The following is a 13,011-nucleotide window of genomic DNA, read 5'->3' as shown; positions in this document are numbered from 1 at the left end:
ACTTAGACCGCCATCAGCTCGGTCTCTTTTTTGGCGGTGAGCTCGTCGATCTGCTTGCAACGCTTCTCGGTAATATCCTGAAGCTCCTTCTCATAGTCCTTCCGGTCATCCTCAGTGATCTCGGACTTCTTCTCCATAGCCTTGAACTTCTCCATGGCGTCCCGGCGGATGTTGCGAATGGCCACCTTGCCGTTCTCGCCGTACTTGCGCACCTGCTTGGTCAGCTCCTTACGGCGCTCCTCAGTGAGCTGAGGGAAGGACAGGCGGATCACACGGCCGTCGTTCTGGGGATTGATGCCCAGGTCGGAGCACTGAATGGCCTTCTCAATGGCCTTCAGCAGGGTACCGTCCCAGGGCTGGATCATCAGGGAGCGGGGATCAGGAGAGGAGATGGCGGCCACCTGATTCAGAGGGGTGGGAGCGCCGTAATAATCCACCGTGATCTTATCCAGCACAGCGGCATTGGCCCGGCCCGCCCGGACACTGGCGAAATCGCTCATGACGACATCAATGGTTTTCTGCATTTTTGCGTCGAATTCCTTGTTGACTTCCTTCATTTCACGGTTCCTCCTTGACGATGGTTCCAATTTTCTCGCCCATGACCACCCGCAGGATGTTCTCCGGGTCCTTCAGGGCGAACAGGATCACAGGGATCTTATTGTCCATGGACAGGGACGTGGCAGTGGAGTCCATCACCTGCAGGTGCTGAGCCAGCACGTCATCATAGGTAATGGTGTCGTATTTTACCGCGTTGGGATCCTTCTTGGGATCGGCAGAATACACGCCGTCGATGTTCTTGGCCAGCAGGATGGCGTCGGCGTCGATCTCCGCTGCCCGCAGCACCGCCGCAGTGTCGGTAGAGAAGAAGGGGTTGCCGGTGCCGCAGCCAAAGATGACCACGCGTCCCTTCTCCATGTGCCGAATGGCCTTGGAACGGATATAGGGCTCGGCGATGGAGCGCATCTCAATAGCGGTCTGCACCCGCACATCCACGCCCTTCTGTTCCAGAACGTCAGCCACGGCCAGGGCATTGATGGTGGTAGCCAGCATACCCATATGGTCGGCCCGGGTACGCTCCATCCGGTCGCCACCGTCCTTCAGGCCGCGCCAGAAATTGCCGCCGCCCACTACGATGCCAACCTGTACACCCTTCTCCACGCACTTCTTGATGACGTCGCAGACGCTTCCGATCACGTCAAAATCCAGCCCGCGGCTGGCGTCGCCCGCCAGGGCCTCGCCGCTGAGCTTCAACAGCACCCGCTTGTACTGCGGTTCGCTCATAATTCCAACCCCTTCTTATGGTATTTCAGTCTCCCTCATTTTAATATAGTTTTCCACATTTGCCTAGGGGTTAGGCTAAAGTTTTTATAAATTATTCAAAGTCTGGCAGGGGCTGGCGCATCGGTTGATACGCCGGCCCCTGCCGCTGACCTGTATTACCACTCGTTGGAGGGTTTGATCTTGGAAATAATCACATTTGCCGACAGTCCAAAGGGAGAGGACGTGGTGCTCAGCCGTACCTCCCGGTAGTCGCTGCTGCCGGACGTACCCTTGCTATAAAACTCGAGGGTGCCGCCCACGGTGCCCTGAAGGGTAAAGCCGCAGTCCAGCAGAGCGCTCTTGTAGGCATCCACTTCACTCTGGGAGGTGGAGCTATACATATAGCCCTTTGCGTTGGCCTTGTCTGTCACGGTAATCCGGCCGCTGCTGGTAAACTGATCGAAGCTGGGGATACCGTCAAAGCCGTAGTACATCTCATAATCGCTGCCGGGATCAGGAGTGGGCTCGGGGGTGGGTTCCGGATCGGGCGTAGGCTCCGGGTCAGGCGTCGGGGTGGGATCCACAGGGAAACCGCCGGAGCCGCTGCTCCCCATGGTGGCGGTGTAGGTTCTGCTGCTGCCGTTGTCATCAATGATGCGGAAGTCGCCGCCCACGGTGGTGATGGAAGAGGGGCTGATGCCGTTGTAATCCTGGACACTCACGTCGATATAGCCCATGGAGTGGGGCAGGATGGGATCAGATACAATGGTGTTATTATAGCTGCGCCGGTCGATGATGATGGTGTCATTCTGGATCAGCAGGGTCTTATCGCTCTTGTTGCGCACCATCAGATAGACCTCGATCCGATCACCGCTGCTGGAATAGCGGTAATTCTCGGCGTAACCGAAGTAGAATTCCACATTGGAATCGCTGTACAGCTTCTCCCGGCTGCCGGCGGAGGGGATGGTATTGTCCGCCTTTCCGGTGTAAATATTCTTGGCGCCGAACAAAACAGTGGTGGTATCCCGGGAGGAGCTGGAAATGATGCGCAGCTGGCCGCCAACGGTCTGCACAGCGCTCAGATCCACCAGAGAGTCGTCATAATTCTCAATGGTAACGTTTACGGCGCCAATAGAATTGGCAGAGACATCGTCGCTCATAACCAGGTCGTTGAAGCAGTAGCCGTTCAGGCTCACCGCGTCGGCCTGGACCGTGATCTTGCTGCTCGTCTTGTTTTCCACATCCAGATAGAGCTCGGCCTCGCCGTCATCATACTTGGATGCCTCCAGCCGGACGAAGGAGATCTTTACCTTGCTGTCCTCGTAAAGGGGAGTAGAGCTGACCTCCCGAGCCTTCACGGTAACCGTGCAGGAGGCGGACTTGCCGCCCACGGAGGCCGTAATGGTGGCTACGCCCTCTGCCACACCGGTGACGGTGCCGTTGGACACCTTGGCCACGGAGGGGCGGGAGCTGGTCCAGGTGACCGTCTGGCTGTCCGCATTGGACGGAGTCACCGTAGCCTTGAGGGATGCGGTCTCCCCCACGGAAACGGACAGGCTGGACTGATCCAGCGTGACACCGGTGACTGCCACCGGCATTTTCTCCAGCTGAAGCTCCTTCCGCAGTTCAGGCAGAGCCATACGGGAAACCAGGGCAGCCACGGAGGCCCGGTCAATGGTGGTCTCCGGTGCAAACGTGCCATACCTGTCATTTCCGGTAAGCACACCCGCCCGGTAGAGCATGTAGATCTCGTCAGCATAGGTAGAGCTGGAGGTCACATCGGGGAGAGAACCGTCGGCAATGGTGTTGATGGCAGGCAGAGCCTCCTCAGGCAGAGCCTTACCCAGGATGCCGGCACACTGGCGGCGGGTGGCCGCAGCGTTATAGTTGGTATACTGGCCCTGGGTAATGATGCCGTTCTTCACAGCATAGTCCACATAGACCTGATACCAGGGCTCTCCCTGAACGAAGTCGGAGGTTCCGGTGTTGTAGATGCTATGGAGCCGGCAGGCCAGTGCCAGCACGGAGCCCAGGGTGATACTGCCACTGGGGGTAAAGGTGGTACCACTGCTTCCCTTCACCAGGTCCAGCTCAAAGGCCGTCTCCACACTCTCGGCATACCAGGCGCTGGAGGCCACATCGGTAAATTTGCCCGCCTGATATTCCTCGGTACGCTTAAAATGGTCTAGGCTGCCCGCTGCAAAGGCGGACACCGGCAGCATGCTCAGGCACAGTACCAGCGCCAAGGCCCCTGACAAAACAGATTTGCAATGTTTCCTTTTCATCTCATACCCTTCTTCCTTATGACTGAACACTAAAACAATGTCTTCTCGTTTTCTGTAAACAACTTGTCATTGATCTCGCTCAGGCTAAACTGATGCAGCACTCCGTAACTGATGATGGCATCCCGCTTCACCTTTGGATGGAGGGGTGCATACGCCGCCTGCTTCAGCAGCCGCTGAGTCTCCTCCATGCTGGCCTCCAGCCCCACGCACAGACAGATCAGTCTGTCCCGGGAGGGCTTGCGCCGCCCGGAAAAAACCTGATGGAGATACACCTCGCTCATACCCGCTTTCCGGGCCAACGCCGCCTTGGATATCTCCTTCTTCTCAAAAATACCGGCCAACAGCTCCGTCATGTCCTCATGGAAAAAGTATTCCTGATTCTCCTTGAGGTAGGAGTCGATATCCGATTTATCCATCAGTTCCCGGCTCAGGTCTCCCGTCGTCTTCTCCTTCACAGGAACTTTTCCTCCTTTCTTTTCCTTTGCTTTTCCTGGCTTTACTTTTTTCGCTAAATTTTATATACTTAATCTACAACACTTTGTACCGCAATACAATATGCCCACTGCATAGTGTACAAGCTTTTTTTGGAGGGATTCTTATCTATACCTGGCTTTCTGATGTCCTGCATAATGAGTATGAGCTTGTACGGCTCATCAAAGAGAGTTCCAGGGGCAGTGTGCGTCTGATTCGCCACAAAGCTACAGGACAGCAGTTCATTTTGCGGCAGTTTACCGGTAATCCTGAGGTCTACCGGAAGCTGCTGGATTACACCTGCCCCAATCTGCCCACCGTATTCGAGGTCGCCTGCCAGGGTGAGGAAAACCTGGTGCTGGAAGAATTTATTCATGGAGATACGCTGGGATTCCTGCTGAAAGGCGGACTGTTTTCCCCTGACGAAACCCGGAAAGTTGTCCTCCAGGTGTGCCGGGCCCTGTGGGTGCTCCACTCCATCGGCGCCGTCCACCGGGATGTAAAGCCGGAAAATATCATCCTGCGGGGCGATGAAGCAGTACTCATCGACTTTGACGCCGCCCGGTTACATAAGCCTGAGCACGAGATGGACACCCAGATTCTGGGCACCACCGGCTTTGCCGCGCCGGAGCAGTACGGTCTGTCCCAGTCGGATATCCGCACCGATATCTATGCGCTGGGAGTACTCATCAACGTGATGCTCACCGGTGAGCATCCCTCCAAAAAGCTGGCGGAGGGAAAAATGGGCCGCGTGGTGGATCGGTGCACCCATGTCAATCCTCAGCACCGCTATAAAAATGTGCTGCGGCTGATGGAGGCTCTATAACGTGACCGGCAAGACCAAGCCCTGCCCATATTGCGGCGTCTCTCTGCGGTCAGACGCCGCTTTTTGTCCGTTCTGCGCCAAAAATATCCGTCCCCGGCAGTCGGTTAAGGTGCCCTCCCACCTGTGGCGCAAATGGATGAAGCCCGCTGTGATCCTGGTGGCGCTGATTCTGCTGGCGGCTGGGCTGTATCACCACTTTACCCCTCATGTGTATGACGCCCGGGGCGAACTGACCTATACTTTGGACGGCAACGACTACCACCTGGCCGTTACCTTCCGCAACGACCCCACCCCGGAGCCAGAGTACACCGTCCAGGTGGAGGCAGACGGTCGGTACGACCGGGACGCCAAGCTGTTTATCACCCATGTGAGCACCGGGGTGGACGCTGGACAGATGTTCAACCAGCAGATCGACTCTGCCTACATTCAGATGACCCAACCGTCGGACAGCCCCTCCCCCATCACCTGGCTCCAGCCGGAGTTCGCCAACGATCCCGCCACGGAGGGGTTGCTCCACTCCGTGGTCAACTTCACCGGAGCGAGTACGGGCCCAGCGGAACTCGAATGGCATATCAATATGAAAAACGGGGACACCATTCTTCTGCGGCAGGAGCTGGACTTCCAGCCGGTGGACAGCATCCACTACTACCCGGAGGACTGGCCCATGGACACCATCGAAGAGCTCCAGGCTCTGGTGGATCAGATCCAGGCGGAGGTACCCCTGCCTACAGTGGTGCACCTCCATCTGCCTCCGGTGGCCTATGAGGGGGGGCTTACCATCGACAAGCGCACCATCAACCTTTACGGCTCCCTGGGTGAGAACAACATGCGCACCACTTTTCTGGGGCCGGTGGTGTACAAGCCGGAAAAGGACCCCCAGGGATTTATCGAGTTCATTGACTTCCGGGGCAGTGGCTCCGGCACGGGCCTCACGGTGGAGGCCGACTGCCATGTGGAGGACTGCGGCTTCTCCGGCTGGGACGTGGGCCTGCTGGTCGGCGCGGAGGACTGGGCGAACCCGGTGGGCTGCCTCTTTGAGGACAACAGCGTGGGCTTCCGCTTCGACAGCGGCGGCAGCTATGTCAACGCCAACCGCTTTGAAGGCAACGCCTTCCTCCGCAACGGCACCGCTGTGGAGCTGCTCCGGGTACCGGGTGCCAAGACCCTCTACTTCGACGGCTGCCGGTTTGCAGGCAACGACACGGATCTCTCCAACCCCGCCAACCACCCCGTCAACATCTCCTATGCTACCTTTGAATGAAATGAAAGGGACGAGCTCTATGGAACACAACTGCCCTCATTGCGGCGCGCCTCTGCCTGAGGACGCCTCCTTCTGCCCCCACTGTACACAAAGCATCCGGGAACGCCAGCCGGTAAAGATCCCCTCCCACCTGTGGCGGAAGGGGCTGAAATGGGTACTGGCACTGGTGCTGATCCTGGCTGTCGCCGGAGGACTTTACGCCCGGTTTGGGCGGGAAACTCCCTCTGCCGGCCTCCCCGCCGGGGACACCACGGCGGTGATCCTGGAGGAGGACGAAAACGGCATGGTCACCGTCACCCCCGACCTGCTGAGAGAGTATTTCCCCCTGCTGACCGGCATCAACTTCTCCACCACCTCCACCACCAGCGACAACATCGACGATTATCTGATAGAAAACCTCCAGATGGCCAACCTGGTGGCCTCCCGGGGTGCCTACGGCACCGACGAGGAGCGGGGTATGTTCGACGCCCGCAGCTCCGGCACCCGCCTGTGCCTGCTGATGTTCGACCGCAACACCCACCTGATGGGCTATTTCATCGGGGAGCCCATCCAGATCGAAGATGGAAAATGGCAGATCGATGTGGTGTCCTGCGACTATGACTTTACGGAGCTCTATGAGGAGCAGTTGGCCGCTTTCGAAGAAAACTGGGAGGCGGACTTCTCCACCTACATCCCGCCGGAGGAGATCGAAAGTTCCGGAGCAGTGTGGTTCCTAAACGGCTACAACACCGGAAAGGGCCCCGTGCTTCGGGAGGACGACGCCCAGATCTACCACCTGTGGCACACCCTCCACTCCCCTGACCTGGCCCGTCAGTGCCGGGAGATCGAACGTCTGGAGGAATTCCTGCCCAACGAAGGCCGGTGGCGGTGCTATCTGCTGCTGGACAAGGACTATAACCTGCTTGGCTACACCATGCTGGACTATCAGGGCAACGGAGGATGACCGATGGAACACAAGTGCCCATGGTGCGGCGGGGATCTGCCTGAAAACGCCTCTTTCTGTCCCCACTGCGCAAAGTTTGTCCGTCCCCGGAAGGAGGCGGCAGTTCCCAGTCCCCGGCGAAAACAGGTGCTGCTGGGTCTTTTGATCCTGGCGGTGGTCATCGCCCTGGGGACTGGACTGTGGCTGGTCTTTTCCCCAAAGACCTATGACGGCTATGGTGAGGTTCACTACGGGGACTATCAGGTTCTGCTGAGCCAAGGTGCCGACCGCTTCACCCCCTCCCCCACGGTTTCCGTTCAGGGAGAGCCGGAGGGCCAATACCGGATGCCTGCCCGGCTGTTTGTCAACAGCAGCGACGGCCAGGACGCCTCGGAGGCGTTTCTGGAAGAAGTGGGGACGGTATCGGCGGCTTTTATCGGCCAGGAGGACAGCCCCTCCCCCATGGTGTGCTCCCAGCCTGCCTACAATTCCGGCGTACCGGAGTGCCCACTTATCTCTCTCATTGACTATACCGGGGAGAGCGGCACGGCCGAGCTGGTGTGGACATTCCAAATGAAAAACGGAGATACTATCCATCTTCGACAGACCTATGAAATCATCCCCATCCCGGTGTACGACTACTACCCGGAGGAGTACCCCATGGACACTTCCGAGGAGCTTCAGGCCCTCATTGACAGCATTGGCGCGCAGTTTGGAAACGACGAGGCCATCATCAATCTCCATCTGCCTCCCGTCACCTATGAGGATGGCATCATGCTCCAGGATCAGAGTATGAACCTGTACGGCTCCACCGACGCTGACGGGAACCGCACCACCTTCACCGGCCCCGTCCAGGTTCTGACCCATTACGGCGCCATCACCTATTTTTATGACATGGACTTTGTGGGCGACGGCAGCGGCAACGGTCTGTCCGGTTCCGCTTCCTTCCGGGCTACCAACTGCACCTTCACCGGCTGGGATACCGGGGTGCTGGCCTACGGCACCAGCTGGGCCAACGTCATCGGCTGCTCCTTCCGGTACAACCGCATCGGCTTCCGCTTCGACAGCAGCGGCGAGTACGCCAACCACTCCATGTTCAACGATAACCAGTTTATCGGCAACGACGTGGGCGTGCAGCTGGACAACGTGCCTACCGACGTGAAGCTCAACTTCCAGGGCTCGGTGTTCCAGGGCAACCAGATGAGCATTGACAACCGCTGCAGCCAGCCCACGGATCTGTCCCAGGCCACCCTGAACTAATACAAGGAGAGATTATCTTGCACCAACAGACCTGTCCTCACTGCGGCGCGGCTCTGCCGGAAAATGCCGCCTTCTGTCCCCACTGCGCCAAAGACGTCCATCCCCGGAAGGACACGGGAACGCCCGCTCCCCTGCAGAAAAAGCTGCTGCTGGGCCTGCTGGCTCTGGCGGTGGTGATTGCCGCCGGAGTGGGGATCTGGTATCTGAACCGTCCCTATGTGCCCCGGGAATACGACGGGGTAGGCGAGGTGTACTATGAGACCGGCGGCAAGACCTACCAGCTGCTGGTGGCCTGGCCCGATGACCGCTGCCAGGCCGCCCCGGACATCTATCAGTACGGCAGAGCGGACGATCTGACCCGCTGGCCCTCCCGGTTCTACGTCAACGACGCCGCCAACGGTACCGATGGCTGGAGTGCGTTTGAGCCCCTGGTGGAGGCGGTCACGGTGGAGGTTATTCAGGACGAGGACGCCGGCAGTGCCCTGACCGCCGAAGCCCCCACCCACGACGAAAACTACCCCGACACGGCCGGCACCTCCGTTCTGGAATTTGACGGCCTGTGCGGGGAAACCCAGGTGGTGTGGATCATTCAAATGAAGAACGGGGACGTGATACGGGTGCGTCAGAACATCCACGTCACCCTGATCCACACCTACACCTACGACTGGCACGACTACCCCATGAATACCCTGGAGGAGCTCCAGGCCCTGCTGAACCGGGTGGCAACGGAGGTACAGCCGGAGGACGAGCTGATTTTCAACCTGCCCCCGGTGACCTATGAGGGCACCCTGACCCTGCCCACCACCTGCACCCTTCAGGGCTGCACCGACGGCAGCGGCCGCACTGTCTTTATCGGCAGCGTTATGGCCACCCCGGAGCAGGGTTACTGGCTCAACTACCTGTTTGACATCGACTTTATGGGCAACGGCACGAATGTGGGCCTGTCCGCCTCCATCAACACCATGGCAATCGACTGCACCTTCACCGGATACAAAACCGGTATTCTATCCTACGGCTCTGCCTGGACCGCCCCCATCGGGTGCACCTTTACCGACAACGAGGTGGGTTTCCACTTCAACAGCACAAACGGCGGGGTCACCCGGGCCCTGTTTGACAATAATGTCTTTACCGGAAACAGCACCGCCGTGCTTCTGGAAAATGTTTCCGCCGACGGCACCCTCTATTTTGACGGCTCAGTGTTCTCCGGCAACGGCACGGATATCGACAACCGCTGCGGCTATGATGTAGACACATCCAAAGCGGTTTTTGAGTAAAAAGGAGAGAGAAACATGGAACACAAATGTCCCCACTGCGGCGCGTCTTTGCCGGAAAATGCCGCCTTCTGCCCCCACTGCGCCAAGGACGTCCATCCCCGGAAGGACACGGGAACCCCCGCTCCCAGGCGGAAAAAGGTGTTGCTGGGCCTGCTGGCCCTGGTGGTGGTGATCGCCGCCGGAGTGGGGATCTGGTACCTGAGCCACCCCTATGAGCCCCAGGAGTTTGACGGTGTAGGCGAGGTGTACTATGAGGTTGGGGACAAGACCTACCAGCTGCTGGTGGCCTGGCCCAACGATCGGTGCGCCCCCGCCCCCGACATCTACCAGCAGGGCGCGCCGGACGAGCAGTACCGCTGGCCCTCCCGGTGGTACGTCAACGACGCCGCCACCGGCCAGGACGCCTGGCCGGAGTTTGAGTCCCTGGTGGAGCAGGTCACGGTAGAGGTGGTGCAGGACGAGAACGCCGCGGATCCCCTGGTGGCCGGAGAGCCCAGCCATCGGGAGGACTACTCCCCCGACGCCGCCATGGTCTCCTCCCTGGACTTCACCGGCAATTCCGGGGAACCCCAGGTGGTGTGGACGATTCAGATGAAGAACGGGGATATGATCCGGGTGCGGCAGAACATCCACATCAGCCTCATTCTCACCCATGAGTACCACTGGCAGGACTATCCTATGAATACTCTGGAAGAGCTGCAAAGCCTGATGAACGACATCTCCGCCCAGGTCAATCCTTTCGACGAGGTGATCCTCTACCTGCCGCCGGTGACCTACGAGGGGGATCTGGAGCTGCAGCGCGCCTTTGAGTTCCACGGCAGCACCGAAGGAGACCAGCGCACCACCCTGAAGGGCAGCATCACCATGCTGGAGACCGGCAGATACTACTGGATCAACTACTTCTATGACATGGACTTTGTGGGAGACGGCACTGACACCGGCATCACCGCCCTGTCCAAGGTGTGGGCCATCGGCTGTTCCTTCACCGGCTACAAAAACGGCCTGCTGACCCAGGGAGGCGCCTGGGTAAACGTCACCGAGTGTACCTTTGCCGACAACGAAGTGGGCCTGTTCTACAACAGCACCGGCCAGTCCGCCACCGACGACCGCTTCTTCGACAATACCTTCACCGGCAACGGCACCGCCGTGCTGCTGATGAACGTGCCCACCGACCTGGTGATGTACTTCGACGGCAGCACTTTCTCCGGCAACGGCACCGACATCGACAACCAGTGCGATCATCCCATTGATGTCTCCAAGGCCATCTTTGAATAAAAAAAAAACACGGGGTACGGCGAAATGCCGTACCCCGTGTTTTTTGTTCAGAAATCGTAGCGGTAGATCTTCTCCATCACTCCGCCGCCCTCGGGCGCCTTCTCCACAAACTGCCAGCCCAGCTTCTCATAGTAGTTGTCCAGCTTGGTAATGAGATAGAGGCAGGGGTACCGGTTCAGCGCCCGCACCGCCTCGATGCTTGCCTTTTGGAGCATCTGGCCGATATGCAGATTGCGGTACTCGTCCTTCACATACAAAGTCGCCATCCAGGGAGACAGATCCTGGCGGGTCTTCAGGTCATTGAGCCACAGAGACACCACGCCCACCGGCTTCCCGTCCCGGACGGCCACCAGGGTCTGGGGCACGGTGTCCTTCTGGGAGGCATACTTAGTGCGGTAGACGATCTCCTCCAGGGTGTACCCGTCTGCCTTGGCCCACTCCAGCCACAGCCACCGGGACACCTCCTCCAAAAACTCCGGCGCGTCCGCCAGATTGACGATTTTGGTCTCGCTTTCCACAACGTCAGCCCCTTTCACAGTTTGGTTCCACTGTCTCCATTATAGGGACAGCGTCCCGCTCCGTCAAGGGCGCCTCAGCCGTGCTCCGCCCGCCAGATGGCCTGATAGCCTCCCTCCATCACCGCCACGGCTTGTTCCATCTCCTCCGGCCAGTTTCCGGTGGGACAGGCGGTATCGCTCTCATACCGCACGCAGGTGCCGCAGCTGCTGCTCAGGTCACGGGGCACCGGCATCAGTTTAGCTTGGATGCCCCACCCGTCGCAGTCCTTCTTAAAGCGCATGGCCCCGAAGTGAGAGTAAAAAGTGGCGATACAGACCATATCACTTGGCCAGGGTCAGAGTATAGACGCCATTCTCCTCCGCCACAGACACCTGACAGCCCTGGTGCTGGGCGTAGCGGGTCACGTTCTCTTTGGCAGTGGGGTTATCCACCAGCACCTGGCAGGGCAGCTCCCCCGCCGTCACGGCCTTCCGGGTCAGGATCACAGGCTCCGGGCAGGAAAGCCCTCTCGCGTCCACTGTATGCATGCTCATTCTCCTCTCTTTTTGCCAAAGGTGTTGCAGCAGGCGATGATAGCCACCACGGCGATGCCGATCAGCACCGCGATCTTGCCATTGGCGGTGGGGCCCTCGCCGCTGGAGGCCAAGCCAAAGTTATGGGCAAAGGCGGCACCTGCCACCAGGCCGATAACGGTAATGGCGCTGTCGGTATTGCCCTCACCGGCCAGCACCAGCTGGCGCAGGGGGCAGCCGCCCAGCAGCACACAGCCGAAGCCCACCAGCAGCATGCCCAGGGCGTTCCACAGTCCATCGGTGTGAGCCACGGCCTGACCGGCCATGCCCAGCTTGAAGTAGACGTTGGGGGTGGCGCCGGTGAGGATCAGGTTGCACACCAGGGCGCTGGCGAAGATGGCCACAAAGCCCGCCAGCAGCTTCCACTCCCGGAACAGCACCACGTCCCGGATGCCACCCACCATGCACAGTCTGGTACGCTGAGCCAGCGCGCCCACCACCAGGCCGGCGACCAGGCTCACCGCAATGGCCGCGTGCTGGGCGCCGGGACCGCCGCCGGCCTCGGTAAAGTGGATGAAGGCGGGGGCGGCAATGAGCAGCACCAGCAGTACCACCTGGACGATGGGCAGGATGCGACCCTCCAGAGCGGGCAGCTGATAGGTGCGCTTCAGGGAGTAACCCCGGGTGAGGAAGAAGACGCCCACCAGGATACCGCACACAAAGCCCACCAGGCCGAACACCGCGTTCAGGTCGCCGCCGGCCAGGCGCAGGATCATGCGGAAGGGGCAGCCCAGGAACATCAGGCAGCCGATCATCACGAAAAAGCCCAGCACAAAGCGGGTAACCGGCGCGCTGCCGCCCTTGGAACCGAACTCCTTCCGGGCCGTGGCCAGCAGAAAGCTACCCAGCACCAGGCCGATGATTTCAGGGCGGATGTACTGCACGTTGGCCGCGCCATGCAGCCCCAGGGCTCCCGCGGTATCACGCAGGAAGCAGGCAATGCAGAAGCCCATGTTCAGGGGATTGCCCAGCACTACCAGCACGGCGGCAATAACGCCGATAACCATCCCGGCCAGGATGATCCCGGTCTTCTCTCGTTTCAACTCCATATCTCTCTCCTCCTGTCTGTTGCTTACGATGTGAGTA

At 59.4% G+C, this 13,011-nt stretch carries 14 protein-coding genes; 6 read left to right on the top strand and 8 right to left on the bottom strand.

Features of this window, described 5'->3' with window-relative positions; translation table 11 throughout:
- Positions 1–2: 2 nt before the first annotated feature.
- From frr to ACTNB1_RS00500, 4 genes are all read right to left on the bottom strand, one after another.
- Entirely contained in the window at positions 3–557 is a 555-nt protein-coding gene (gene frr / locus ACTNB1_RS00515; protein ID WP_441167333.1) for a ribosome recycling factor, read from the bottom strand.
- A gap of 1 nt (position 558) precedes the next feature.
- The gene (gene pyrH, locus ACTNB1_RS00510) at positions 559–1,281 is read right to left on the bottom strand and encodes a UMP kinase (RefSeq protein ID WP_441167332.1); all 723 of its coding nucleotides are present in this window, start codon (positions 1,279–1,281) and stop codon (positions 559–561) included.
- 155 nt (positions 1,282–1,436) lie between these two features.
- Positions 1,437–3,545, bottom strand: a complete 2,109-nt coding sequence (locus tag ACTNB1_RS00505; protein ID WP_441167331.1) for an S-layer homology domain-containing protein — start codon at positions 3,543–3,545, stop codon at positions 1,437–1,439.
- Positions 3,546–3,574: 29 nt separating this feature from the next.
- Entirely contained in the window at positions 3,575–4,000 is a 426-nt protein-coding gene (locus ACTNB1_RS00500) for a helix-turn-helix domain-containing protein (protein ID WP_441167330.1), read from the bottom strand.
- Between the two features lie 263 nt (positions 4,001–4,263).
- Here ACTNB1_RS00500 and ACTNB1_RS00495 point away from each other — a divergent pair, with 263 nt between their 5' ends.
- From ACTNB1_RS00495 to ACTNB1_RS00470, 6 genes are read left to right on the top strand one after another with little or no spacing between them, the layout of a single operon-like run.
- Positions 4,264–4,842, top strand: a complete 579-nt coding sequence (locus ACTNB1_RS00495) for a serine/threonine protein kinase (protein ID WP_441167329.1) — start codon at positions 4,264–4,266, stop codon at positions 4,840–4,842.
- 1 nt (position 4,843) lies between these two features.
- Positions 4,844–6,103: a hypothetical protein gene (locus tag ACTNB1_RS00490; protein ID WP_441167328.1), complete on the top strand. Its 1,260-nt coding sequence runs from the start codon at positions 4,844–4,846 to the stop codon at positions 6,101–6,103.
- A gap of 19 nt (positions 6,104–6,122) precedes the next feature.
- Complete coding sequence (locus tag ACTNB1_RS00485) at positions 6,123–7,046, top strand: zinc-ribbon domain-containing protein (protein WP_441167327.1); 924 nt, start codon at positions 6,123–6,125, stop codon at positions 7,044–7,046.
- 3 nt (positions 7,047–7,049) lie between these two features.
- Positions 7,050–8,285 carry a hypothetical protein gene (locus ACTNB1_RS00480; RefSeq protein WP_441167326.1) on the top strand — a complete coding sequence of 412 codons (1,236 nt, stop codon included), beginning with the start codon at positions 7,050–7,052 and terminating at the stop codon, positions 8,283–8,285.
- 17 nt (positions 8,286–8,302) lie between these two features.
- The gene (locus ACTNB1_RS00475) at positions 8,303–9,559 is read left to right on the top strand and encodes a zinc-ribbon domain-containing protein (RefSeq protein WP_441167325.1); all 1,257 of its coding nucleotides are present in this window, start codon (positions 8,303–8,305) and stop codon (positions 9,557–9,559) included.
- Positions 9,560–9,574: 15 nt separating this feature from the next.
- Positions 9,575–10,834, top strand: coding sequence for a zinc-ribbon domain-containing protein (locus tag ACTNB1_RS00470; protein WP_441167324.1), 1,260 nt, complete (start codon positions 9,575–9,577; stop codon positions 10,832–10,834).
- 47 nt (positions 10,835–10,881) lie between these two features.
- Here ACTNB1_RS00470 and ACTNB1_RS00465 read toward each other — a convergent pair whose 3' ends face one another.
- From ACTNB1_RS00465 to yedE, 4 genes are all read right to left on the bottom strand, one after another.
- Positions 10,882–11,352, bottom strand: coding sequence for a GNAT family N-acetyltransferase (locus ACTNB1_RS00465; protein WP_441167323.1), 471 nt, complete (start codon positions 11,350–11,352; stop codon positions 10,882–10,884).
- A gap of 74 nt (positions 11,353–11,426) precedes the next feature.
- Complete coding sequence (locus ACTNB1_RS00460; RefSeq protein WP_441167322.1) at positions 11,427–11,672, bottom strand: DUF3343 domain-containing protein; 246 nt, start codon at positions 11,670–11,672, stop codon at positions 11,427–11,429.
- Between the two features lies 1 nt (position 11,673).
- Positions 11,674–11,880, bottom strand: a complete 207-nt coding sequence (locus tag ACTNB1_RS00455) for a sulfurtransferase TusA family protein (RefSeq protein ID WP_441167321.1) — start codon at positions 11,878–11,880, stop codon at positions 11,674–11,676.
- 2 nt (positions 11,881–11,882) lie between these two features.
- Complete coding sequence (gene yedE / locus ACTNB1_RS00450) at positions 11,883–12,974, bottom strand: YedE family putative selenium transporter (RefSeq protein ID WP_441167320.1); 1,092 nt, start codon at positions 12,972–12,974, stop codon at positions 11,883–11,885.
- Between the last annotated feature and the right edge of the window lie 37 nt (positions 12,975–13,011).

The organism is Flavonifractor sp. HCP28S3_F3 (genome assembly GCF_052065355.1).
In the GTDB taxonomy this organism is placed as follows: Bacteria; Bacillota; Clostridia; order Oscillospirales; family Oscillospiraceae; genus Flavonifractor.
Note: the sequence above shows the minus strand (reverse complement) of the source record. Positions and strands in the feature narration are given on the sequence as shown.